We start from the raw sequence: 21,202 nt of genomic DNA, 5'->3' as shown, positions 1-21,202 counted from the left end.
GAAGCGATGGTCTTTTCAGGCTCCACGATTCGATGTCAGGGGGATTGCAACGATGCGAAAGATTTCCACGACCTTGCTGGCGGCCGGCCTCGTCGCGCTCGGCGCCTGCGGGGGCGGCGCGGAGCAGAATGTCGCCGTCAACGAGAGCGTCGACGAACTTCAGAATCTCACGCCGGAGGCGCTCGAAAGCGAGACTGCCGGCGACGAGGCCGACGCGAACGCGGCGGCCGACAATGCCGTGACCGAGAATGCGGTGGAGAACAGTCAGTAAGCGGATCGATCGCCATTCCTTTCCCGCACCGCTGAGGTCTCCCAGAATGAAGCGGTCGATCGACCCCCGGTTTGGCCGCCGGGGGTCTTTTCGTGCGGGTGAAACGCGCCTCAGCGTTCGATATGGCGAGCGAGCGGATAGGCCGTGCTGCTCTTCACTCGCTCCATCGCGAAGCGCGAAGTGACGTTCTTCAACGGCACCTCGGCGATCAGCCGGCGGTAGAAATCGTCGAACTCCGCCATCGAGCCGACCACGACGCGCAGCAGATAGTCGACGTCGCCGGCCATGCGATAGACGTCCATCACCTCGGGCATCGCCGCGACCGTGACGGAAAAGCCGTTCAACCAGTCGGGCGAATGATCGGCCGCCTCGATCTCGACGAAGACCGAGATGCCGAGCCCGACCGCCACCGGATCGACGATCGCGACGCGGCGCTGGATCACGCCCTGCGCCTCCAGCTTCTGAATGCGCCGCCAGCAGGGCGTCTGGGACAGGTTGACCCGGCTCGCGATCTCGGCGACCGGAAGCGAGGCGTCCTCCTGCAGGATGGCGAGGATGCGATAGTCTGTACGGTCCATGCATGATTCCCTGTTGGAATAATCTTCCAATCCGATAGAGACGGTTTTATCGTTAGGAAAGATTATTCTCCATTGTCGCACGGTTTCGCCGCCCTGGCGCGCCGCTTGACTTGGGCACGCCCGGCGACTAGGTGGACGCCTCGTTTTTTTCCGCACAACAGCATCGTTAGAGACAGGCAGGCGTTCCCAGCCATGAAGATCCGCAACTCTCTGAAGTCCTTGAAGTCGCGCCATCGCGACTGCCGCGTGATCCGCCGCCGGGGCCGCACCTACGTCATCAACAAGACGAACCGCCGCTTCAAGGCGCGCCAGGGCTGACCCCCTAGGTGCCTGTCACCGCCGTCGTCTTCGACGTCGGCAACGTCCTCTACGGCTGGGATCCCGATTCCTTTCTCGTCACGCAGATCGCGGACGATGCGGCGCGCCTGCGGTTTATCGCCGACACCGATCTCTACGCCTGGCACGAGACGCTCGACGGCGGCCGGCCCTATGCCGAAGCGGCGGCCGAGCTCAACGAGACCTTCCCCCAATATGCCCATCTGATCGCCGCCTGGAGCGATCGCTTCGGCGAGACGATCAGCGGACCGATGCCCGGTGTGCACGAGATCGTGGCGGAGCTGGATGCCCGGGGCGTGCCGCTGTTCGGCATCACCAACTTCTCCGCCGATTTCTGGCCGCCCTTCCGGACGCGGGAAGCGGCTTTCTTCGATCGGTTTCGCGACATCGTGGTGTCGGGCGAGGAGAGGCTGCTGAAGCCCGATCCCGCGATCTACTACCGCGCGCTCGACCGCTTCCGGTTGCGCCCCGCCGAAGCCCTGTTCATCGACGACCGCGCGATCAACGTCGCCGGCGCCGAAGCGGTGGGGATGCAGGCGCACCTGTTCATCGATGCCGGCAACCTGCGCGCCCGGCTTGTGGCGGCAGGGTTGCTCTAGCCGGCGTGCCGGTCCAGCTCGTCGCCGATCAGGCGGGCGACATGGACCACGTTGGTCGATCCCGGCACGCCGAAGGGCACGCCGGCGGTGACGATGATCCTCTCGCCGGCGGCGGCGAGGCCGTGGCGCAGCGCCATGCGCTTCGATTTGCCGACCATCTCCTCGAAGCTGTGCACGTCGCGGGTGCGCACCGCGTGGCTGCCCCAGAGCAGGCCCGTTCGCCGCGCCGTCTTGAGCGAGGGCGTCAGCACCAGCAGGGGAACGATCGGCCGCTCGCGCGCCACCCGCCGGGCGGTCGAACCCGAACTGGTGAAGCAGACGATTGCCGAGGCGCCGACGGTCCGCACCATGTCCGCCGCCGAGCGGGCGATCGCGTCGTTGGTGGTGGCGTCGGGCAGCGTCTCGGTGAAATGGACGCGGGCATGGTGGGTGGGATCGGCCTCGGCGCTGGCCGCGATCCGGTCCATCATGGCGACGGCTTCGAGCGGATACTGCCCAGAGGCGCTTTCCGCCGAGAGCATGATCGCGTCGGCCCCGTCATAGACGGCGGTGGCGACGTCGGAGACTTCGGCGCGGGTCGGCGAGGGCGAGACGATCATCGATTCGAGCATCTGGGTCGCCACAACGACCGGCCGGCCCAGCCGCCGCGCCGCCTCGACGATGCGCTTCTGCAGCGGGGGCACGTCCTCGGGCGGCGATTCGACGCCGAGATCGCCGCGCGCGACCATCACCGCGTCGGCCAGCTCCAGGATGTCGTCCAGCCGGTCGATCGCGGCCGGCTTCTCGATCTTGGCGAGCAACGCCGCCTTGCCGCCGATCAGCCGGCGCGCTTCGGCCACGTCCTCGGGCCGCTGCACGAAGGAGAGCGCGATCCAGTCGACGCCCTGCTCCAGCGCGAAGACGAGATCGGTCCGGTCCTTTTCGGTGAGAGCAGCGAGCGGCAGCACCACGTCGGGGACGTTCAGGCCTTTGTTGTTGGAAATGATCCCGCCGACCTCGACCTCGCAGGCGATCGTGTCGGCATCGCAGGCCATGACGCGGAAGACCAGGCGGCCGTCATCGACCAGCAGCCGCGATCCCGGCTCGACGGCGACGAAGATTTCCGGATGGGGCAGAGCGACGCGGGTCGCGTCCCCAAGCGCCTTCTTCCGATCGAAGGTGAAGGCCTGGCCGGGCAGGAGCGTCGCGCGATCGTCCTTGAAGCGTCCGACGCGCAGCTTGGGGCCCTGCAGGTCGGCGAGGATCGTGGTCGGCCGGCCCAGCGCGCCCTCCAGCGCGCGCACCGCGGCGATCCGCCGGGCATGATCCTCGTGCCCGCCATGGCTCATATTGATGCGGAAGGCGTCCGCGCCGGCTTCGGCGAGGCGGCGGATCGTCGCGGGATCGTCGCTGGCCGGACCGAGCGTGGCGAGGATGCGCACCTTGCGATTGCGCGGGAGGAGCTGGGGCGATGACATCGGTGGCATGTCTAGACGGTCATTGTGACAGCGCAAGGTGCTTGAGCGTATCGCCGGCACATCCTACAGGCTCCCCCTCAACCGGAATCGATGGAGCGTGAATTGGCGGAAGGCAGCATTGCGGCGGACGAACTGAGGCTGCTGATCGAGCGGATCGAGCGGCTCGAGGAAGAGAAGAAGGCGATCGCCGACGACGTGAAGGACGTCTATGCCGAAGCCAAGGCGCGCGGCTACGACGCGAAGATCATGCGCCAGATCGTGCGGCTGCGGAAAATGGAAACGCACGACCGCCAGGAGATGGAAGCGATCCTGGACACCTACAAAGCCGCTCTCGGCCTCGCCTGAAGGAGGGACAGATGGCCGGCCATTCCAAATTCAAGAACATCATGCACCGCAAGGGCGCGCAGGACAAAAAGCGGTCGGGCATGTTCTCCAAATTGAGCCGCGAAATCACCGTGGCGGCGAAGATGGGCCTGCCCGATCCGGACATGAACCCGCGCCTGCGCGCCGCCGTCAACGCCGCCAAGGCGCAGTCCATGCCCAAGGACAATATCCAGCGCTCGATCGACAAGGCGTCGAAGGGCGATGCGGAGAATTACGAGGAAATCCGCTATGAGGGCTTCGGCCCGGGCGGCGTGTCCCTGGTCGTCGAGGCGCTGACCGACAATCGCAACCGCACCGCGACCAATGTGCGCACCGCTTTCTCCAAGAATGGCGGCAATCTGGGCGCGTCGGGATCGGTGACGCACGCCTTTTCGCGCGTCGGCCTGATCGAATATGGCGCCGCCGCCGGCGATGCGGAAAAGGTGTTCGAAGCCGCGATCGAGGCCGGCGCCGACGATGTGGAATCGAGCGAGGACGGCCACGAAATCTGGACTTCGATCGACGATCTCCACACTGTCGCCGGGGCGCTCGAAGCCGCGCTCGGCGAGGCGGAGAACGTCAAGCTCGCCTGGCGCCCGCAGACCCCGGTCGAAGTCGGCGAGAGCGATGCGGCGTTGCTCCTGAAGCTGGTCGATACACTCGAGGACGATGACGACGTGCAGACCGTCTGGGGCAATTACGAAGTGCCGGACGCGGTGCTGGAAAAGCTGGGCTGAAGTACAGCCCCTCCCCTTCAGGGGAGGGGATAGAGGGGTGGGGCAGGCGTGCGATCAGGGCGCGACCTTCGCGAAAGAGCACGCCGGATGCGCCGCGAGCCCACGGAGCCTGAAAAGCGCCTTTGGCGCCACCTCTCTAATTCGCAGCTGGGCGGATTCAAGTTTCGCCGTCAGGCCGCGATTCCACCGTTCATCGCCGACTTTTTCTGCCCGGCCAGGGCGCTGATCGTCGAGGTCGATGGCGAAACGCATGCGTGCGAAGAAGATACGGAACGCGATCGGCTCCTGATGGAACGGGGTTTCACGACAATCCGCTTCACCAACGACGATGTCATGGCCAATATGCATGGCGTGCTGACCGAAATTCTACGGATGCTTGAACTGCTTCCCGATCGCTGGCGCGGTTCGTCCGCCGCCCCCACCCCTTCCCCCTCCCCTGAAGGGGAGGGGCTTGAATCGTGTTGATCATCATCGGCCTCGATCCCGGCCTGGCCTGCACCGGCTGGGGGGTGATCGCGGCCGAGGGGAACCGGCTGTCGCATATCGCCAACGGGCAGGTGCGGACCGACGCGAAGGCGCCGCTGGCCGAACGGCTGGTGACGCTGGAGGCGGCGCTGGGCGAAGTCATCGACGCGCATCGGCCCGGCGAGGCGGCGGCCGAGGAGATCTTCCTCAACGAGAATCCGCAATCGACGCTGAAGCTGGGGCAGGCGCGCGGCGTCGTCCTGTTCGCCGCCGCCCGGCGCGGGCTGCCGGTCGCCGAATATGCCGCGCGGCTGGTCAAGAAGGCGGTGGTCGGCACCGGCGGCGCGGAGAAGGCGCAGGTCCACGCGATGGTCCAGCGGCTGCTGCCCGCCGCGAAGATCGCCGGCGCCGACGCGGCCGACGCGCTGGCGGTGGCGATCACCCATGCGCATCATCTCGCGAGCGCGCGCAGGTTGGGATGACAGCGCGCGATCCGTCATTGCGAGGAGCGTAGCGACGCGGCAATCCAGCACAGGACTGGATTGCTTCGCTGCGCTCGCAATGACGGGAAGGAACGGCTACCAACCGGTCATGATCGCCAAACTGAGGGGGCTTCTGGACGGGTTCGGCGCGGATCACGCGGTGATCGACGTGGGCGGCGTCGGCTATCTCGTCTCGGCCTCCTCGCGCACCCTCTCCGCGCTCGGCGCGATCGGGGACGAGGTGGTGCTGCACACCGAAATGCTCGTCGGCGAGGATTTCCTGCGGCTGGTCGGCTTTTCGAGCGCGGCGGAGCGGGACTGGTTCCGGCTGCTCATCTCCGTGCAGGGCGTCGGCGCGCGGGTCGCGCTCGCCATCCTTTCCGCGCTCTCCCATGACGAGGTCCACCGCGCGGTGGCGTCGGGCGACCACGCGATGATCGCCCGCGCCCAGGGCGTCGGCCCCAAGCTCGCCCAGCGCATCGTCAACGAGCTGAAGGACAAGGCGGGCGGCATCGCGCTCGGCCCGGGCGGCGCGGCCGTTTCCGCTCCGGCCGGCAGCAAGGCGCAAGATGCCGCCTCCGCCCTCGCCAATCTGGGCTTCCGCCCCGCCGAAGCCGCCGCCGCCGTGGCCAAGGCGGAAACGGAGTTGGGGCCGGATGCAACGCTCGACGCACTGGTCCGCATCGCGCTCAAAAAGGCAGCACGGTGAACGGCCGGCGCTTTCTACGCTGGGGAATCCCGCTAGGTGTCCTGATTGCGGGCGCGCTTCTGTTCGTTCAGGCGCAGCGCTGGTTCGCAGTTGATCGCTGTCTCGATTCCGGCGGCGCGTGGGATTACCAGAGCGGGGCATGTCAGCATTGACCGATCCCGACCGCCTCACCACGCCGGAGCGCCGGCCCGAAGACCTCGACGCCGCCTTGCGTCCCAAGACGCTCGACGAGTTCGTCGGGCAGAAGGCGGCGCGGGAGAATCTGCGGGTGTTCATCGCGGCCGCCAAGGGGCGGGGCGACGCGCTGGATCATGTGCTGTTCTTCGGGCCGCCGGGGCTGGGCAAGACGACGCTGGCGCAGATCGTCGCGCGCGAGCTGGGGGTGGGTTTCCGCGCTACGTCCGGGCCGGTGATCGCCAAGTCGGGCGATCTCGCCGCCCTGCTCACCAATCTCGAGGATGGCGACGTGCTGTTCATCGACGAGATTCACCGGCTCCAGCCGGCGGTGGAGGAGATCCTCTATCCGGCGATGGAGGACCGGGTGCTCGATCTGATGATCGGCGAGGGGCCGTCGGCGCGCTCGGTGCGGATCGACCTGCCGAAATTCACCCTGGTCGGCGCGACGACGCGGCAGGGCCTCATCACCACGCCGCTGCGCGACCGCTTCGGCATCCCGGTGCGGCTGCAATTCTATTCGGTGGACGAGCTGGAGCAGGTCGTGCGCCGCGCGGCGCGGCTGCTCGGTCTGGCGCTTACCGAGGATGGCGCGAAGGAAGTGGCGCGCCGCTCGCGCGGGACGCCGCGCATCGCCGGGCGGCTGCTGCGCCGGGTCAGGGATTTCGCCCAGGCCGACGGCGCCGCCGAGGTGGACGCGAAGGTCGCCGATGCGGCGCTCAACCGGATGGAGGTCGATCATCTCGGCCTCGACGCGATGGACCGGCGCTATCTCACCATGATCGCCGACATCTATCGCGGCGGCCCGGTCGGCGTGGAGACGCTGGCGGCCGGTCTCTCCGAGCCGCGCGACACGATCGAGGAAGTGATCGAGCCCTATCTGATCCAGTTGGGCCTGATCGCCCGCACCGCGCGCGGGCGCTGCCTGAACGGTCCGGGCTGGACCCATCTCGGCCTGCCGCAGCCCACGGGCGGGCAGTCCGGCCTGTTCGACGGGAAATGAGGAGCATGACGATGAAGGCTATGCTTGCCGCTCTGGCGCTCGGTTTCACCGCCACGCCCGCGCTGGCGCAGGACGCGGCGGCGCCCGTCGATTATGCCGAAGCGGCGAGCTGGCTGTGCCTGCCGGGGCGGCCGGACGCCTGCGCCATGCCGCTGCCGACCGCCGACCTGACGCCGGCAGGCTATGGCCCGGTCGTGCCCGCGCGCCCCGCCGCCGATCCGCCGATCGACTGCTTCTACGTCTATCCCACCGTCTCGCGCGATCCCGGGCTCAACAGCGACATGAACGCCGGCCCGGAGGAGCAGGGCACGGCCTCCGTCCAGCTTGGGCGCTTCGCCGGCATCTGCCGCCCGTTCGCGCCCATCTATCGCCAGGGCACGCTGGCCAGCATCGCCGCGGTGCTGAGGGGGCAGGACGTGCTGCCGGTCATGGCGCGGGCCTATGGCGACGTGCGCGACGCCTGGCGCTATTATCTGGAGCACCACAATCAGGGCCGCCCGTTCGTGCTGATCGGCCACAGCCAGGGCGCGATCCACCTGACGACCCTGCTGGCGCAGGAGATCGAGGGGCGTCCGGAGGCGGAACGGATGGTTTCCGCATTGCTGCTCGGCTGGGCGGTGGAGGTGCCGGAAGGGCAGGTCGTCGGCGGCACGTTCCGATCGACGCCGCTGTGCGAGCGGCCCGGCCAGACCGGCTGCGTCATCTCCTATATGAGCTTCCGCGCCGACAGTCCGCCGCCGCGCGGCTCGTTCCTGGGCCGGGCGATGCGGCCGGGCATGACGGCGGCCTGCACCGATCCTTCGCGCCTCGCCGGCGGCGACGGCGCGCTCGATTCCATCTGGTTCGCCGCTGCGCCGCCGCAGGATGGGGCGCCGCGGATCACATGGTCTTCGGCCGGGCCGCCCGCCGCGCCCTTCCTGCGCACCGAGGGGCTGGTCTCCGGCGCCTGCGCGCATGACGGACAGGCGGGCTGGCTCGCGCTCACCGTCCATGCGGATCGGACCGACGCGCGTACCGACCGGATTCCCGGCGATGTCTACATGATGGGTCAGCGCGTGCCCGGCTGGGGAACGCACCTGATCGACATGAGCGTCGCGCAGGGCGATCTCATCCGGATCGTGGAGGCGCAGGGCGCGGCTTTGCTGGCGCGTTAACCCGCCGCGCTTTCGGCTCGCTTCGTCTCTCGCTTCCGAGTGGGGCTTGGCCGCGGAGTCGCCCGCCGATACAGCCGCTCGCGTGAGCAGAGAGATCGACCGGCCCTATGAAGGCGGCTGGGTGGACGGCGTCCACCATTTCGCCCTGCGCGTCTATTTCGAGGATACCGATACGGCCGGCATCGTCTATTATGCCAACTATCTGAAATATATGGAGCGTGCCCGCTCCGACATGCTGCGCGCCCTGGGCATCGATCAGCGCGCGACGCTGGAATCTGGCGGCGGCGTCTATGTCGTCGCGGAGGTACGGATCAAGTATCGCGCGCCGGCGAAGCTCGACGACGATCTTCGGATCCTGAGCGAACTCGTCGAGGTGCGCGCCGCCTCCAGCGTCATTCATCAACGAGTCATGCGCGGGCGGGAAATCCTCGCCGACGCGACGGTCACGGCGGCGTTCATCGCGCCGGACGGCCGACCGCAGCGCCAGCCGCGCGAGTGGCTCGATCGTTTCGAGCGGCTGAAAGAGGAAGGAGCGAAGTGACGCATATTGGAGCCACGGGCGATGTGATGTCGCCGATCGCCCTGTTCATGCAGGCCGACATCGTCGTGAAGTCGGTCATGGTGGGTCTCGTCCTCGCCAGCATCTGGACCTGGACGATCATCGTCGGCCAGTGGCTGAAGCTGCGCCGCATGGCGCGCGAGAACGAGCGGTTCGAGCGCGACTTCTGGAAATCCGAGGATATCGACAGCTTCTACGAAAGCCGGGGCAAGGGCGATCTGCCGTCCGCCAAGGTGCTGGCCGCCGGGGTCGCCGAATGGCGCCGCTCGACGGCGGGGCGCAGCGTCGACAAGGAAGGCACGCGCGGCCGGCTCGCCGTCGCGCTCCATTCGGCGGTGACGGCGGAGACCGACAGGGTCGCCGGCCGGCTCAACATCCTCGCCACGGTCGGTTCGGTCGCGCCCTTCGTCGGGCTGTTCGGCACGGTGTGGGGCATCATGCGCGCCTTCGCCGACATTGCCGGGCAGCAGAGCACCAGCCTCGCCGTGGTCGCGCCGGGCATCGCGGAGGCCTTGTTCGCCACCGCGCTCGGCCTGTTCGCCGCCATCCCGGCGGTGATCGCCTATAACCGCTTCAGCTTCACCGTGAACCGGATCGAGGCGAAGCTCCAGCGCTTCGCCGACGGCTTCCACGGCGCGCTCTCGCGCGAGCTGGAGATGGAGGGATGAGCAGGCTGCCATGCCTTGGCATGGCTGCGGATGTCCGGGGGACATCCGCACCTGCTCATGCGACATTCTTGTCCTCCCCTGCTTTTGCGGGATGGGCTGGTCGCCATGTCCCCCGGACATGGCTTCGGATCGCGGGGCGATCCGAACCTGCCCATGGAGACCGCACGAAGTGCGGTGGAGGGGCCCCTCCACCAGGCTGCGCATGGTCCCGTTCCCCGAGAAATCTCGGGGAGGAATTCTAGATGGCGATGGGCCCCATTCTCGGCCCCGGCCGGCGCGGCCGCAGGACGCCGATGTCGGAGATCAACGTCACGCCGATGGTGGACGTGATGCTGGTGCTGCTCATCATCTTCATGGTTGCGGCGCCCTTGCTCACGACTGGCGTCCAGGTCGATCTCCCCGAAAGCAAGGCGGCCGCGCTCGACCAGGAGCAGGATCCGGTGTCGATCTCGATCGACGAGACCGGCGCGATCTTCGTCGACGATGCGCCGATGGGGGATGACGGCCTCGCGCCGCGTCTCCAGTCGATCGCCGCCGCCAGCCGCGAGGAAGGCGGGCCGCGCATCTATCTGCGTGCCGATCGCGGGCTCGATTACGGCCGGGTGATGCAGGTGATGGGGGAGATCAACCGCGCCGGCCTGCGCCGCGTGGCGCTGGTCAGCACCGCGACGGGCGAGGCGCGCTGATGCCCGGGGCACGCTGATGGATCGGGCGGAGGCAACCGGGCTGGGCGTCGCGGTGACGGGGCATGCCGCCCTGCTCGCCGCGCTGACGCTCGGCCTGTTCGCCGCCTCCGCGCCGCCGCCCGTCTCGGACGCAATCTCCGTGTCGTTCGTCGACGATATCGCGCTCGTCTCCGCCTCGCCGACGCCGGTCGCCGAGCCGCCGGCCCAGGCCACCGCGCCGGAGGCCGGGCCGCCCGAGGAAGCCGCGCCGTCGGCCCCCGAACCCGCACCGCCGCAACCGGCACCGCGCACCTCCGCGCCGTCGCCCGAGCGCGCGCGCCAGCCCCAGCCCAAGGCGGACCCGACCGACCGCCGCCGCCCGGAGGAGGCGCGCGGCCGCTCGCAGCGCAGCCGCGCGCCGGGACTCGGCGACCTCAATCTCGACAATATCGGCCGCGATCCCTCGCCGTCGCGCGCGCAGGCGGCGCCCGCCGCGACGATGAGCGCACAGGCCGCCGCCGACATCGCCCAGGCGATTACACGGCAGGTCCAGCCCTGCGCCGATCGGCAGGTCTATCCGGGTCCCGGCGCGGAGCGCATCGTCACGCCGGTCAGCCTGCGGCTCAACCGCGACGGCTCGCTCGCCGGACGGCCGCGCGTCGGCGCCCAGCGCGGGCTGGATGACGAGAACCGCCGTTATGCCGAGCGCGTCGCCGACATCGCGGTCGCCGCCTTCGTCGGCTGCTCCCCGCTCCGGGGCCTTCCGCAGGAACTGTACGATGTGCCGCGCGGTTGGAGCAATTTCACCATGAACTATCGGTTGCCGGGATGAGGATCAGAAACGTGCGTATTTTCGCGATCATCGCCGCTCTCTTGAGCCTGACATTGGCTACGCCCGTTTTGGCGCAGGACCAGGACGAGGGCCAGCTCGTCGTCGACGTCACTGGCGGCCGGCGCGCCGCCTTGCCGATCGCGATCCCGCATATGCCGACGCCGCAACCGACCGACACGCCGGCGGGCAATACCCAGGCGCTCGGCCGGCAGGTCGCCGACATCATCGCGGCGGACCTGCGCAATTCCGGCCTGTTCACGCCGATCGGGCCGGGTGGCCTGCGTCCGGTGTCCTTCCCGCAGGTAACGGCGCCGGATTTCCCCTATTTCCAGACCACCGGCGCGCAGAATCTGGTCCAGGGCTTCGTCCAGGCCAACGGCAACGGCTCGATCACGGTCGGCTGCTATCTCTACGACGTCGCCGCGCGCACCGAGTTGACCCGGCAGGGCTATGTCGTCCAGCCGCGCGACTGGCGCCGGGCCGCGCACCGCTGCGCCGACACCATCTATTCGCGGCTGACCGGCGAGGGCGGCTATTTCGACACGCGCATCGTTTATGTCTCGGAAACCGGGCCCGCCAACCGGCGGGTGAAGCGTCTCGCGATCATGGATTATGACGGCGCCAATCACCGTTTCCTGACCAACGGCCAATATACGGTGCTGACCCCGCGCTTCGCGCCGAACCAGCAGACGATCACCTTCATGACCTATGAAGGCGAACGGCCGCGGGTGATGATCTACGAACTCGATTCGGGGCGCACCCGCCCCATCGTCAACGCGCCCTACCAGACCTTCGCGCCGCGCTATTCGCCGGACAGCCGCCACATCATCTTCTCGATGGCCGTGAACGGCAACACGGACGTCTATCGCGTCCCCGTCGCCGGCGGCACGCCGCAGCGGCTGACCAACGCGCCGGGCATCGATACCGGCGGCTCCTATTCGCCGGACGGCCGCCGCATCGTCTTCGAAAGCGACCGGGGCGGCACCCAGCAACTCTACGTGATGAACGCGGACGGATCGAACCAGCGCCGGATCAGCTTCGGCGGCGGCGGCTATGCGACGCCGGTCTGGAGTCCGCGCGGCGATCTGATCGCCTTCACCAAGACCAGCGGCTTCCGGATCGGCGTGATGTCGCCGGACGGCGCGGGCGAGCGCATCCTGACCAGTGGCGGCTTCGCCGAGGGCCCGACCTGGGCGCCGAACGGCCGCGCCGTGATGTTCACCCGCGGCGCCAGCCAGGGCGAGCTCTGGTACGTCGATGTCGGCTCCGGCGTCACGCGCCGGGTTCCGACGCCGCTCGGCGGATCGGATCCGGCCTGGTCGCCGTTACGCGATTAGCAGTTTTTCGAAAAGCAAGGACAAGGAGAAACGACATGAAACAAGCAATGAGGATGACCGGACTGGCGACAATCGCCGTCGCGCTTTCGCTGACCGCCGGCTGCGCGCGGCGGTCCGCCGATCTGCCGCCCGAGCCGCCGAGCTCGTCGACGCCGGGTGACTGGGAGCAGGACGGCACGGTCGGCGGCGCCGTCGTACCCGGCTCGCGCGCGGATTTCCTGCAGAGCGTGACCTCCGACCGCGTCTTCTTCGCGCTCGATTCCTACTCGCTCGACAACGAGGCCAATCGCATCCTCGACGCGCAGGCCGCCTGGCTCACGCGCAACCCCAATGTGCGCGTCACGATCGAGGGCCATGCCGACGAGCGCGGCACCCGCGAATATAACCTGGCGCTTGGCGATCGCCGGGCCAATGCGGCGCGCAACTATCTCCAGTCGCGCGGCGTCGATCCCAGCCGGATGCAGACGATCAGCTGGGGCAAGGAGCGCCCGGCCGTGCCCGGCTCGAACGAAAGCGCCTGGGCGCAGAACCGCCGTGCCGTGACGGTGGTGCCGGAATAATCAGCCCTGCGGCGACAGCGCCTCGTCCAGCAAGCGGGCGAGGCGCAGCCCGCCGCGAGCCACCTGCCGGCGCACGACCGGAATGAGCCGCCCGGTGATCTCCTCGGTGATCACCGGGCGTTCTCCCTCCGCTTCGCGGGTGCAGGGATCGGCGCGGATCGTGCCATAGGCGAATTCGCGGCTGATCTCCCAATTCTCCCGCGCCCAATCCTCGATCTCGCCGCCGCGCATTTCGGCCTTTTCCGCCGCGCCAAGCCCGGCGCGGATCGCGTCGGCGCCGCCGGGCGGCGTCGAAATGGCGCGCTCGGCGATATAGCCGTCCCAGGCGAGATGCAGGTTCGTGCGTCCGGCGATGATGCCGTAGCTGACGCGCACCCGGTTGCCGCCGAGATCGCCATGATCGCCGGCATGCATCGGCTGGTGCAGATCGCCGACGAAGTGGACGAGGAAGGCCAGCGCCATCAGCCGCTCGCGCGCCGGGACCGTGCGGTCGCCGAGCAGCCGCGCGTTGCGGGCGATCTGGGTGGACACGCAATTGCCGTCGCGGCAGGCCGATGCCTGGTCGAACGGCCGGCAGATATCGACATTCTGGTAGTGCCAGGGCGAGGCGTAGCTGAAGCGGTCGCCCAGCGTCTTGATGCAGTCCGGCCAATAGCTCGCCAGCTCGATCGTGTGCGCCCCGCAGGTCGGCGTGTCGAGCAGGCGCGACTGGGCGAGCAGGCGGCGCAGCTCGGCGCGGGTCCGCGGGCTGACCTCCAGCCAGGCGATCCGCGCCACCACCTCATGGCCATATTCCCACCAGGCGGTCGCCGGCGCGGGCGCCAGCGCGATCAGCAGCGCGAGCCAGAGCTTGCGGATCATCGCGCGGCAGCCTCGTCGCCATAGATCGCCACCGAGCGGCCGGCGGGCGAGGCCTCGCCGCGATACATGCCCGGCGTGTTGAAGCTGTAGATGCCGTCGCCACGAGGGGTGACGACGATGACGCCGCCCGATCCCCCCATCGCCGCGACTTCGGCCATTACCGAGTCGGCGGCGGCTTGCGGAGTTTCGCCGCCCATCCGCATCCGCGCGCAGATTTCGTGCGCGACGCCGGCCCGGATGAAAAATTCCCCCGCGCCGGTCGCCGAGACGGCGCAGGCGCGGTCGTCGGCATAGGTGCCGGCGCCGATGATCGGCGAATCGCCGATCCGGCCCCAGCGCTTGCCGGTCAGCCCGCCGGTTGAGGTCGCGGCGGCGACATGGCCGTTCCGGTCGAGTGCCACCGCGCCGACCGTGCCGTATTTCAGATGCACGTCGAAATGCTCGGCGCTGGGGCGCGAGCGCAGCTCGTCGAGCTGGCGGCGGCGCTCGGTGGTCTGGAAATATTCGGGGGGCTCCTGCGGCAGGCCCCGGTCGATCGAGAACTGATTGGCGCCCTCGCGCGAGAGAAAGACGTGCGGGCTGTCCTCCATCACCGCGCGGGCGAGGCGGATCGGGTTGCGCGTCGCGGTGACGCCGGTGACAGCGCCGGCATTGCGGTCGCGCCCGTCCATGATCGCCGCATCCATCTCGATATGGCCGTCCCAGGTGAAGACCGAGCCGCGCCCCGCATTGAAATGGGGATCGTCCTCCAGCACGCGCACCGCCGCCTCGACCGCGTCGAGCGCCGCGCCGCCGCCGGCCAGTATGCCCTGCCCCGCCGCCAGCGCCCGGTCGAGCGCGGCGCGGATCTCGCGGTCCTGCTCAGGCGTCAGCCGCGACCGTTCGATCACGCCCGCGCCGCCATGGATGACCAGGCGCCAGGCGGGGCGCTCCCCGGTCGTTGCGGCTTGCTGGGCTTGGGCGGCGGTCGTCATCAGCATCGCTCCGATCAGGACGGACAGGAAACGCATCGGCAATCCCCTTTCACAGGCGGCCCCGCATAGCAGATCGTCGCTCCCACGCCACTCCCGTCGGACCCTGCCCGAATGCCGCCGAAACGATTTTGCTTGTACAAATCGGAAAAATATAATTATGATATCAGAATTAATGCGAATCAGGAGGAGGTCGAACCATGCCGAACACAATCCGGACGAATGAAATCCATGCCTTGCGCGCCTCCAGCGAGCGCCCGGCGCGGACCAGCAGCGGCTATGTGATGCTGCTCATCCTGCTGCTTTCCATCGCCGCGGGGATCCTGGGCGTCAGCATGCTTGTCGATGGGCAGGACGCGATCGGCGCGACCTTGCTCGTCCTGAGCAGCGTCGCCTTCATCTTCATCCTGTGCGGCTTCTATTTCCTGCAGCCCAACCAGGCGGCGGCGATCCTGCTGTTCGGCGATTACAAGGGCACCGACCGGACGACCGGCCTGCGCTGGGTGCTGCCCTGGCTGATCCGCTCCAAGATCTCGACGCGCATCCACAACATCACGTCGGACAAGCTGAAGGTGAACGACCTGCGCGGCAATCCGATCGAGATCGCGGCCAATGTGGTGTGGCGCGTCGCCGACACGGCCCAGGCGCTCTACGACGTCGACAGCTATATGGACTTCGTCCACATCCAGATCGAAAGCGCGGTGCGCGCGATCGCCGGCAAATATCCCTATGACGACATCGAGCATAAGGAAGTGACCTTGCGCGCCGATGCCGAGATCGTCGGCGAGGATCTGGAGAAGGAGCTGCAGGAGCGGGTGGCGCGCGCCGGCATCGTCATCGACGAGGCGCGGATCATGCACCTCGCCTATGCGCAGGAGATCGCCCAGGCGATGCTGCGCCGCCAGCAGGCCGAAGCGGTGATCGCCGCCCGCGCCAGGCTGGTCGAGGGCGCCGTCACCATGGTCGAGACCGCGCTGGACCAGCTGTCGGCGAAGGGCGTCGTCCACCTCGACGACGAGCGCAAGGCGGCGATGGTGTCGAACCTGATGGTGGTGCTCTGCGCCGAACGCGACACGCAGCCCGTGGTGAACGCCGGCTCGCTCTACCAGTAAGGGAGCCGGCTCGTGCCCAACACGCCGAAGAAAGCCTTTCCGCTGCGCATCGAGCCGGCCCTGTGGGACGCGCTGGAGCGGTGCGCGGCGGTGGAGTTCCGCAGCGTCAATGCCGAGATCGAGGTGCTGCTGCGCGAGGCGCTGGCGCGGCGCGGGGTGAAGGTCGCCGCGCCCGAACAGCGCAAGCGCGGCCGCCCGCCCAAGGAGGAGAAGGAGTGATGTTCATGATGTTTCACGCGAGCCACAAGCGCCGCCCCTGGCTGATCGCCGCGTTCCTGGTCCTGCTGCTGGCCGGCTGGGCGGTGCTGAGCCTGACCTGAGGCTTTCAACTATAGGCGACCATCCGGCCGGCCGCCGCGACGAGGAGCCACAGCAATAAGGAGGCCAAGGCCATGATTCGCGCGGAGGCGGGCGGACGATCGATCCAGCCCGCGCCGCGATGGAGGAGGCGGAAGACCGCCGCATTGGCCAGCGCGATCAGGATGAGGACCAGCTTGCGCTGGAACATGTCGGACGCCGCCATGGCGCGTGCATCGGCGGCGAACATGATGATCCCGCTCGCGGCGATCAGCACCAGGCCGGCGATCGCGAGCGGAGTCAGCGCCTGCGACAAGGGCTGGAGCGGCAGGCGCGGAAAGACGCCGAGGATTCTGAGATCGACCAGCCCGATACCGCCGATCAACAGGATGATGCCGAAGACGTGGACGACATTGGCGGCCGGATAGGCCCATGCTGACCGCCCGGCCCATTGCCCGAATCCCGAAGCTTCAAGTGCGACCGCCAGGCTCGCCAGCCACTCCAAGGGTCAGCGCAGCTCGACGGTCGCGTTGCCGACGATGACGCGCTCGATCCGCATCTCCGCCGTGCCGTCGCGGCGCGGATAGCCGACCAGGGTGATGCGCTGACCCGGCCGGATCATCGCCTCGCTGAGTCCGCGCGCTTCCATGCGCGAAACCGGCGCCAGGATGACATCCCAGCTGCGGCCCTGATAATTGGTCTTGGCCGTGCCGTGCGGGTTGGACCAGCTGAGTTCGGTCAGCGTGCCTTGATGGGTGATCGTGCGGTTGGCGTCATAACTGCTCCAGCCATGGTGCGCCGCCACGGTTGCCGGCAGCGCGGCGAACAGCAAGGCCGCCAGTGCAAGTCGTTTGCGCATATCCGTCTCTCCCAGATTGCCCGCTGTCGCGCATTGTCCCCGGCGGACCTTGTCGGGTCAACCCGGCACCGTCTGGGCGCTATCTGACCTCCGCGGCGGTGCGCTCGACCAAGACGAACAGCCGCCGATAGGTGTCCTGATTGGTCGTCACCTGCTGACGCAAGCCCTTCCCGGCTTCGAACAGCGGGAAATTTCGGGCAGGCCGCTCTCTGGCAATGTAGGAAATCCTCTGTCACGCTGCCGGAATGCCGTGCCGGTCCGCCCTGCCGAAATGGACTGTTCTCAGGACTTGGGCGGGCCGTGCGGGAGGGGCGCCGATCCCCGGCGTAGCGTCAGGTTCGTCAACTTCCGCGCCCCGTGTTCAGCTTGAATCGCGATTTCCTGAACGGACGGCGTTGCCGATGCCGCGCTTCGGCGAACGGATCGATTCGCGTTTTCACGGTCGCTTGGCGCTGCCTCCGGCAAGGTCTATATGCGCGGCCATGTCCATTCGCCCTTGGAGAGACATTCAGCGCCGCCCGTCGCGGCGGATCATGGTCGGCCATGTCGCCGTCGGCGGCGACGCGCCGGTGACGGTCCAGACCATGACCAACACGCCGACCTCCGATCCCAAGGCGACGATCGACCAGATCCGCCGTTGCGAGGAGGCGGGGGCGGACATCGTCCGCGTGTCCTGCCCCGACGTCGAATCGACCGCCGCGATGCGCGAGATCGTCCGTGCCGCGCAGGTGCCGATCGTCGCCGACATCCATTTCCACTACAAGCGCGCGCTGGAGGCGGCGGACGCCGGCGCCGCCTGCCTGCGCATCAATCCGGGCAATATCGGGTCGTCCGAACGGGTCGCCGAAGTCGTGCGCGCGGCGAAGGCGAACGGCTGCTCGATCCGGATCGGCGTCAATGCCGGCAGCCTCGAGAAGGACCTGCTCGAAAAATATGGCGAGCCCTGCCCGGAGGCTTTGGTCGAAAGCGCGCTCGACCATATCAAGCTGCTCCAGGACCATGATTTCCACGAATATAAGGTCGCGGTGAAGGCGTCGGACCAGTTCCTCGCCGTCGCCGCCTATCAGCAGCTCGCCGAGGCCGTCGATTGCCCGCTCCATCTCGGCATCACCGAGGCGGGGGGCTTGCGCGGCGGCACGGTCAAGTCGGCGATCGGCATCGGCTCGCTGCTCTGGTTCGGCATCGGCGACACGATCCGCGTCTCGCTCTCCGCCGAGCCGGAGGAGGAGGTGCGCGTCGGCTTCGAAATCCTGAAGGCGCTCGGCATCCGCAACCGGGGCGTGCGGGTCGTCTCCTGCCCCTCCTGCGCGCGGCAGGGTTTCGACGTGATCCGCACCGTGGAGAAGCTGGAGGAGCGGCTCGGCCATATCCGCACGCCGATGTCGCTCTCCGTGCTCGGCTGCGTCGTCAACGGCCCGGGCGAGGCGCGCGAGACCGACATCGGCATCACCGGCGGCGGCAACGGCAAGCATATGGTCTATCTGTCCGGCGTCACCGACCATCATGTCCAGGATGCCGACATGATCGACCATATCGTGAAGCTCGTGGAAGCGAAGGCGGCCGAGATCGAGGCGGACAGCGCGGCCGTGCCGGCGGCGGCGGAATGAAGCACAAGGCCGCCCTGGCGGACGTCGTCCACGCGCCGCCCGAGGCGCGCGAAGCCATCGCCACGGGAGCTTCGGCAACCGGCGCATCGGCGACCGGCATGTCGATTCTGGGTTCGGCCGCGCTCGGCGCTGCCGCGATGGGAGCGTTGGCCCTTGGCGCGCTCGCCGTCGGACGTCTCTGGATCGGCAAGGCGCACATCCGCAAGCTGCGCATCGACGAGCTGGAGGTGGGGAAAGTCATCCGTCGCGACGAAGTCCGACCCGATTCCGGCGAATAGAATGGCGCGGCGGCTCAGCCGAGCCGCGCCTTGATCGGGAATGGCTCGCCACGGTTGAGTCGGCTCGCTATGGCGCCGCCAATGTCCTCGCCGCCCGCGCCCTCAATCGCCATTCCCTTCGCCGTCGCGGTCCTCGGCATCGCGCTCTTTTCGGTGATGGATGCGCTGATGAAGCATCTTGCTCTGGCGCTTGGCACCTACAACGCCTTGCTCTGGCGGACGATGGCCGGTGCGCTGTTCGGCGGCGCGATCTTCTTCGGATGCCGCCTGTCCTGGCCGGCGCCGCATGTCCTGCGCATCCACCTGCTGCGCGGCGCCCTGTCCGCCGTGATGGCCTTCCTCTTCTTCTGGGGGCTGGCGCGGGTGCCGATGGCGCAGGCGATCGCGCTCGCCTTCGTCGCGCCCTTGATCGCGCTCTATCTTGCCGCGATCATTCTCAAGGAGAAGATCGCGCGCAGCGCCATCTTGGCCTCGCTGCTCGGCTTCGCCGGCGTGCTGGTGATCCTCGCGGGACAGGCGCGGGCCGAGCTGGGGCCGGACGCCTTTCGCGGCTCGCTCGCCATCCTCGCCTCGGCCGGGCTCTACGCCTACAATATCATCCTGATGCGCCAGCAGGCCCTGGTAGCGAAACCCGTGGAGATCGCCTTCTTCATGAGCGCGATCATGACGAGCTGCTTCCTGCTCGGCGCGCCGTTCCTCGCCGTCTGGCCGCCGGTCCACGAGCTTCCCGCCATCATCGGCGCGGCGGCGCTGGCCTTCACTTCGCTGCTGGCTTTGTCCTGGGCCTATGCGCGGGCCGAGGCGCAATATCTCGCGCCGACCGAATATACCGGCTTCCTCTGGGCCGCCTTGTTCGGCTGGCTGATCTTCGCCGAGCCAGTGCGCCTGCTTACATTGGCCGGCGCGGCGATGATCGTCGCCGCCTGTGTGATCGCGGCGCGGCCCAGCAAAATGGTCCAGGCGCCGCAAGTGGAGATCGGCCAATGACCCGCATGACCCTCTATGGCGCGCGCGGCTGGGGCTCGACGATCGTCGAGGCGATGCTGGCCGTCGCGGACATCCCCCACGATTTCGTCGATGTCGACGGCTTCGACCGCCCCGGCCCGATGCGGGAGAAGCTGATCGCGCTCAATCCGCTTGCACAGGTGCCGACGCTCGTGCTGGCGGACGGGACGGTGATGACCGAATCCGCGGCGATCGCGCTCCTGCTCGCCGAGCTGGCGCCCGGCGCGCCGCTCGCCCCGCCGCCGGCGGCGCCGGAGCGGCCGCATTTCCTGCGCCGGCTGATCTGGCTGGTGGCGAGCGTCTATCCCACCTTCACCTATGCCGATTATCCGGAGCGCTGGACGACGGACGAGAAGGGACTGGTCGCGTCGGTCATGGCGCATCGCCAACAGCTCTGGCTGCAGTTCGAGGCGGAGGTCGGCGCACCGCATGCGCTGGGCGAACGCCTGTCCGCGCTCGACATCTATGTCGCGGCGATGGTGCACTGGCGGCCGGGTCGCGCCTGGTTCGACGCAAAAACCCCGCGCATCGCGGCGGCGGCGGACGCGGCGCTGGCCCATCCGGCCATCGCCGCCGTGATGGCGCGCAACTTTCCGGCGGGTTAGCCGCCCAGCACGTTGATCGTGAAGGCGAGCACGCCGAGATTGAACACGAAGGCGGCGAGGCAGTGCAGGGTGGCGATCCGCCGGACGGCCGGATCGGCGATCGCCACGTCCGATGTCTGGAAGGTCATGCCCAGCGTGAAGGCGAAATAGATGAAGTCGGAATAGACTGGCTCCCTGGTCTTCGGAAAATCGATGCCGCCGCCGCGGCCCCCGTAGAACAGGTGAGCATAATGCAGCGCATAGGTCATGTTGCTGAACAGCCAGGCGATCAGCAAAGTCGCGACGATCAGCGCGCCGACCGGCCAAGGCGTCTGCTGTCCGCCTGCCATCTCGGCCGCGATCGTCGCCAGAACCACGACCGAGACGATGCCGCTGAGCAGGAGCAGCATCGTGCGGTTCGCGTCATTGTTGCGGGCATGATCACGGATCGTTGCGGCATCGCCGATGCCGACCAATGGCAGGCAGGACAGCAGGAAAACCAGGGCCGCGCCGTCGAAGCCGAGCATGATGCCGACCAGCCAATCTTCCAGCAACAAGGCGGCGGCGGGAATGCCGGCGGCGAGCAGCAACGCGAAGACGATGAAACGCGCCGGCGCGAGCCGGTTGCCGATCGTCCTGGCGGGCCTGCCTGCCATGGTCCATGGCTAGCGCGGCAGCG

The 21,202-nt window shown here is 68.3% G+C and carries 29 protein-coding genes; 22 read left to right on the top strand and 7 right to left on the bottom strand.

Going from position 1 to position 21,202, the window contains the following annotated elements:
• The first annotated feature begins 52 nt into the window (after positions 1-52).
• On the top strand, positions 53-271 hold the full coding sequence (locus KF780_01550; protein MBX3560471.1) for a hypothetical protein: 219 nt from the start codon (positions 53-55) through the stop codon (positions 269-271).
• A 110-nt stretch (positions 272-381) separates the two neighbouring features.
• On the opposite strand, the gene KF780_01545 is transcribed toward KF780_01550, so the two are convergent.
• Positions 382-849 (bottom strand): Lrp/AsnC family transcriptional regulator, encoded by a 468-nt coding sequence (locus KF780_01545; GenBank protein MBX3560470.1) that lies wholly within the window; start codon positions 847-849, stop codon positions 382-384.
• 192 nt (positions 850-1,041) lie between these two features.
• On the opposite strand from KF780_01545, the gene ykgO reads away from it, so the two are divergent.
• Together ykgO and KF780_01535 are read left to right on the top strand one after the other, a co-directional pair.
• Positions 1,042-1,167 (top strand): type B 50S ribosomal protein L36, encoded by a 126-nt coding sequence (ykgO, locus tag KF780_01540; GenBank protein ID MBX3560469.1) that lies wholly within the window; start codon positions 1,042-1,044, stop codon positions 1,165-1,167.
• A gap of 8 nt (positions 1,168-1,175) precedes the next feature.
• On the top strand, positions 1,176-1,784 hold the full coding sequence (locus tag KF780_01535; protein ID MBX3560468.1) for an HAD family phosphatase: 609 nt from the start codon (positions 1,176-1,178) through the stop codon (positions 1,782-1,784).
• Here KF780_01535 and pyk read toward each other — a convergent pair.
• Positions 1,781-3,241, bottom strand: a complete 1,461-nt coding sequence (gene pyk / locus KF780_01530; protein ID MBX3560467.1) for a pyruvate kinase — start codon at positions 3,239-3,241, stop codon at positions 1,781-1,783. The genes KF780_01535 and pyk overlap by 4 nt on opposite strands.
• A 102-nt stretch (positions 3,242-3,343) precedes the next feature.
• Here pyk and KF780_01525 point away from each other — a divergent pair, with 102 nt between their 5' ends.
• From KF780_01525 to pal, 13 genes are all read left to right on the top strand, one after another.
• Positions 3,344-3,586 carry a DUF2312 domain-containing protein gene (locus tag KF780_01525; GenBank protein MBX3560466.1) on the top strand — a complete coding sequence of 81 codons (243 nt, stop codon included), beginning with the start codon at positions 3,344-3,346 and terminating at the stop codon, positions 3,584-3,586.
• Positions 3,587-3,597: 11 nt separating this feature from the next.
• Entirely contained in the window at positions 3,598-4,341 is a 744-nt protein-coding gene (locus KF780_01520) for a YebC/PmpR family DNA-binding transcriptional regulator (GenBank protein ID MBX3560465.1), read from the top strand.
• A gap of 48 nt (positions 4,342-4,389) precedes the next feature.
• Positions 4,390-4,806, top strand: a complete 417-nt coding sequence (locus KF780_01515; protein ID MBX3560464.1) for an endonuclease domain-containing protein — start codon at positions 4,390-4,392, stop codon at positions 4,804-4,806.
• Complete coding sequence (ruvC, locus tag KF780_01510) at positions 4,803-5,288, top strand: crossover junction endodeoxyribonuclease RuvC (protein ID MBX3560463.1); 486 nt, start codon at positions 4,803-4,805, stop codon at positions 5,286-5,288. The genes KF780_01515 and ruvC overlap by 4 nt, the downstream gene beginning before the upstream one ends.
• A 109-nt stretch (positions 5,289-5,397) precedes the next feature.
• A complete protein-coding gene (gene ruvA / locus KF780_01505; protein MBX3560462.1) occupies positions 5,398-5,997 on the top strand; it encodes a Holliday junction branch migration protein RuvA in 600 nt (199 codons plus the stop codon).
• A 148-nt stretch (positions 5,998-6,145) separates the two neighbouring features.
• Entirely contained in the window at positions 6,146-7,174 is a 1,029-nt protein-coding gene (gene ruvB, locus KF780_01500) for a Holliday junction branch migration DNA helicase RuvB (GenBank protein ID MBX3560461.1), read from the top strand.
• Between the two features lie 11 nt (positions 7,175-7,185).
• Positions 7,186-8,328: a DUF3089 domain-containing protein gene (locus tag KF780_01495; GenBank protein MBX3560460.1), complete on the top strand. Its 1,143-nt coding sequence runs from the start codon at positions 7,186-7,188 to the stop codon at positions 8,326-8,328.
• 82 nt (positions 8,329-8,410) lie between these two features.
• The gene (gene ybgC / locus KF780_01490; protein MBX3560459.1) at positions 8,411-8,869 is read left to right on the top strand and encodes a tol-pal system-associated acyl-CoA thioesterase; all 459 of its coding nucleotides are present in this window, start codon (positions 8,411-8,413) and stop codon (positions 8,867-8,869) included.
• Positions 8,870-8,895: 26 nt separating this feature from the next.
• Positions 8,896-9,555 carry a protein TolQ gene (tolQ, locus tag KF780_01485; protein ID MBX3560458.1) on the top strand — a complete coding sequence of 220 codons (660 nt, stop codon included), beginning with the start codon at positions 8,896-8,898 and terminating at the stop codon, positions 9,553-9,555.
• A 242-nt stretch (positions 9,556-9,797) separates the two neighbouring features.
• Positions 9,798-10,241 (top strand): protein TolR, encoded by a 444-nt coding sequence (tolR, locus tag KF780_01480; GenBank protein MBX3560457.1) that lies wholly within the window; start codon positions 9,798-9,800, stop codon positions 10,239-10,241.
• A gap of 16 nt (positions 10,242-10,257) precedes the next feature.
• Positions 10,258-11,052 carry a cell envelope biogenesis protein TolA gene (locus KF780_01475; protein MBX3560456.1) on the top strand — a complete coding sequence of 265 codons (795 nt, stop codon included), beginning with the start codon at positions 10,258-10,260 and terminating at the stop codon, positions 11,050-11,052.
• A complete protein-coding gene (gene tolB, locus KF780_01470; GenBank protein MBX3560455.1) occupies positions 11,049-12,389 on the top strand; it encodes a Tol-Pal system protein TolB in 1,341 nt (446 codons plus the stop codon). Before KF780_01475 ends, tolB begins: the two co-directional genes overlap by 4 nt.
• Before the next feature lie 47 nt (positions 12,390-12,436).
• Entirely contained in the window at positions 12,437-12,949 is a 513-nt protein-coding gene (pal, locus tag KF780_01465; protein MBX3560454.1) for a peptidoglycan-associated lipoprotein Pal, read from the top strand.
• On the opposite strand, the gene KF780_01460 is transcribed toward pal, so the two are convergent.
• Together KF780_01460 and KF780_01455 are read right to left on the bottom strand one after the other, a co-directional pair.
• Positions 12,950-13,810, bottom strand: a complete 861-nt coding sequence (locus tag KF780_01460) for a S1/P1 nuclease (GenBank protein ID MBX3560453.1) — start codon at positions 13,808-13,810, stop codon at positions 12,950-12,952.
• The gene (locus KF780_01455) at positions 13,807-14,820 is read right to left on the bottom strand and encodes an isoaspartyl peptidase/L-asparaginase (protein MBX3560452.1); all 1,014 of its coding nucleotides are present in this window, start codon (positions 14,818-14,820) and stop codon (positions 13,807-13,809) included. The genes KF780_01460 and KF780_01455 overlap by 4 nt, the downstream gene beginning before the upstream one ends.
• A 161-nt stretch (positions 14,821-14,981) precedes the next feature.
• Between KF780_01455 and KF780_01450 the strand changes: the two genes are divergently transcribed.
• The gene (locus tag KF780_01450) at positions 14,982-15,893 is read left to right on the top strand and encodes an SPFH domain-containing protein (protein MBX3560451.1); all 912 of its coding nucleotides are present in this window, start codon (positions 14,982-14,984) and stop codon (positions 15,891-15,893) included.
• Positions 15,894-15,905: 12 nt separating this feature from the next.
• Positions 15,906-16,112 (top strand): toxin-antitoxin system HicB family antitoxin, encoded by a 207-nt coding sequence (locus KF780_01445; protein MBX3560450.1) that lies wholly within the window; start codon positions 15,906-15,908, stop codon positions 16,110-16,112.
• A gap of 106 nt (positions 16,113-16,218) precedes the next feature.
• On the opposite strand, the gene KF780_01440 is transcribed toward KF780_01445, so the two are convergent.
• Entirely contained in the window at positions 16,219-16,695 is a 477-nt protein-coding gene (locus KF780_01440) for a hypothetical protein (GenBank protein MBX3560449.1), read from the bottom strand.
• Positions 16,696-16,698: 3 nt separating this feature from the next.
• On the bottom strand, positions 16,699-17,049 hold the full coding sequence (locus KF780_01435; protein MBX3560448.1) for a hypothetical protein: 351 nt from the start codon (positions 17,047-17,049) through the stop codon (positions 16,699-16,701).
• Between the two features lie 482 nt (positions 17,050-17,531).
• Here KF780_01435 and ispG point away from each other — a divergent pair, with 482 nt between their 5' ends.
• The 4 genes from ispG (at position 17,532) to KF780_01415 (ending at position 20,544) form a co-directional block, all read left to right on the top strand.
• Positions 17,532-18,656 carry a flavodoxin-dependent (E)-4-hydroxy-3-methylbut-2-enyl-diphosphate synthase gene (gene ispG / locus KF780_01430; protein MBX3560447.1) on the top strand — a complete coding sequence of 375 codons (1,125 nt, stop codon included), beginning with the start codon at positions 17,532-17,534 and terminating at the stop codon, positions 18,654-18,656.
• Positions 18,653-18,934, top strand: coding sequence for a hypothetical protein (locus KF780_01425; GenBank protein ID MBX3560446.1), 282 nt, complete (start codon positions 18,653-18,655; stop codon positions 18,932-18,934). The genes ispG and KF780_01425 overlap by 4 nt, the downstream gene beginning before the upstream one ends.
• Before the next feature lie 81 nt (positions 18,935-19,015).
• The gene (locus KF780_01420) at positions 19,016-19,921 is read left to right on the top strand and encodes a DMT family transporter (GenBank protein MBX3560445.1); all 906 of its coding nucleotides are present in this window, start codon (positions 19,016-19,018) and stop codon (positions 19,919-19,921) included.
• On the top strand, positions 19,918-20,544 hold the full coding sequence (locus KF780_01415; protein ID MBX3560444.1) for a glutathione S-transferase: 627 nt from the start codon (positions 19,918-19,920) through the stop codon (positions 20,542-20,544). The genes KF780_01420 and KF780_01415 overlap by 4 nt, the downstream gene beginning before the upstream one ends.
• Here the strand turns inward: KF780_01415 and KF780_01410 are convergent.
• Entirely contained in the window at positions 20,541-21,179 is a 639-nt protein-coding gene (locus KF780_01410) for a DUF1345 domain-containing protein (protein ID MBX3560443.1), read from the bottom strand. The genes KF780_01415 and KF780_01410 overlap by 4 nt on opposite strands.
• Between the last annotated feature and the right edge of the window lie 23 nt (positions 21,180-21,202).

This window comes from Sphingomonas sp., from assembly GCA_019635535.1.
Taxonomy (GTDB): domain Bacteria; phylum Pseudomonadota; class Alphaproteobacteria; order Sphingomonadales; family Sphingomonadaceae; genus Allosphingosinicella.
This window is presented reverse-complemented; position numbering and strand designations above follow the sequence as displayed.

What these genes read in the sequence shown, in the direction of transcription:
- KF780_01450 (MBX3560451.1), top strand. Translation starts at nt 14,982, where the DNA reads ATGCCGAACACAATCCGGACGAATGAAATCCATGCCTTGCGCGCCTCC.
- KF780_01550 (MBX3560471.1), top strand. Translation starts at nt 53, where the DNA reads ATGCGAAAGATTTCCACGACCTTGCTGGCGGCCGGCCTCGTCGCGCTC.
- KF780_01460 (MBX3560453.1), bottom strand. Translation starts at nt 13,810, where the DNA reads ATGATCCGCAAGCTCTGGCTCGCGCTGCTGATCGCGCTGGCGCCCGCG.
- tolB (MBX3560455.1), top strand. Translation starts at nt 11,049, where the DNA reads ATGAGGATCAGAAACGTGCGTATTTTCGCGATCATCGCCGCTCTCTTG.
- KF780_01520 (MBX3560465.1), top strand. Translation starts at nt 3,598, where the DNA reads ATGGCCGGCCATTCCAAATTCAAGAACATCATGCACCGCAAGGGCGCG.
- tolQ (MBX3560458.1), top strand. Translation starts at nt 8,896, where the DNA reads ATGTCGCCGATCGCCCTGTTCATGCAGGCCGACATCGTCGTGAAGTCG.
- ispG (MBX3560447.1), top strand. Translation starts at nt 17,532, where the DNA reads ATGTCCATTCGCCCTTGGAGAGACATTCAGCGCCGCCCGTCGCGGCGG.
- KF780_01455 (MBX3560452.1), bottom strand. Translation starts at nt 14,820, where the DNA reads ATGCGTTTCCTGTCCGTCCTGATCGGAGCGATGCTGATGACGACCGCC.
- KF780_01475 (MBX3560456.1), top strand. Translation starts at nt 10,258, where the DNA reads ATGGATCGGGCGGAGGCAACCGGGCTGGGCGTCGCGGTGACGGGGCAT.
- ykgO (MBX3560469.1), top strand. Translation starts at nt 1,042, where the DNA reads ATGAAGATCCGCAACTCTCTGAAGTCCTTGAAGTCGCGCCATCGCGAC.
- KF780_01545 (MBX3560470.1), bottom strand. Translation starts at nt 849, where the DNA reads ATGGACCGTACAGACTATCGCATCCTCGCCATCCTGCAGGAGGACGCC.
- KF780_01425 (MBX3560446.1), top strand. Translation starts at nt 18,653, where the DNA reads ATGAAGCACAAGGCCGCCCTGGCGGACGTCGTCCACGCGCCGCCCGAG.
- pal (MBX3560454.1), top strand. Translation starts at nt 12,437, where the DNA reads ATGAGGATGACCGGACTGGCGACAATCGCCGTCGCGCTTTCGCTGACC.
- KF780_01415 (MBX3560444.1), top strand. Translation starts at nt 19,918, where the DNA reads ATGACCCGCATGACCCTCTATGGCGCGCGCGGCTGGGGCTCGACGATC.
- KF780_01435 (MBX3560448.1), bottom strand. Translation starts at nt 17,049, where the DNA reads ATGCGCAAACGACTTGCACTGGCGGCCTTGCTGTTCGCCGCGCTGCCG.
- tolR (MBX3560457.1), top strand. Translation starts at nt 9,798, where the DNA reads ATGGCGATGGGCCCCATTCTCGGCCCCGGCCGGCGCGGCCGCAGGACG.
- ruvA (MBX3560462.1), top strand. Translation starts at nt 5,398, where the DNA reads ATGATCGCCAAACTGAGGGGGCTTCTGGACGGGTTCGGCGCGGATCAC.
- KF780_01410 (MBX3560443.1), bottom strand. Translation starts at nt 21,179, where the DNA reads ATGGCAGGCAGGCCCGCCAGGACGATCGGCAACCGGCTCGCGCCGGCG.
- KF780_01495 (MBX3560460.1), top strand. Translation starts at nt 7,186, where the DNA reads ATGAAGGCTATGCTTGCCGCTCTGGCGCTCGGTTTCACCGCCACGCCC.
- pyk (MBX3560467.1), bottom strand. Translation starts at nt 3,241, where the DNA reads ATGTCATCGCCCCAGCTCCTCCCGCGCAATCGCAAGGTGCGCATCCTC.
- KF780_01420 (MBX3560445.1), top strand. Translation starts at nt 19,016, where the DNA reads ATGTCCTCGCCGCCCGCGCCCTCAATCGCCATTCCCTTCGCCGTCGCG.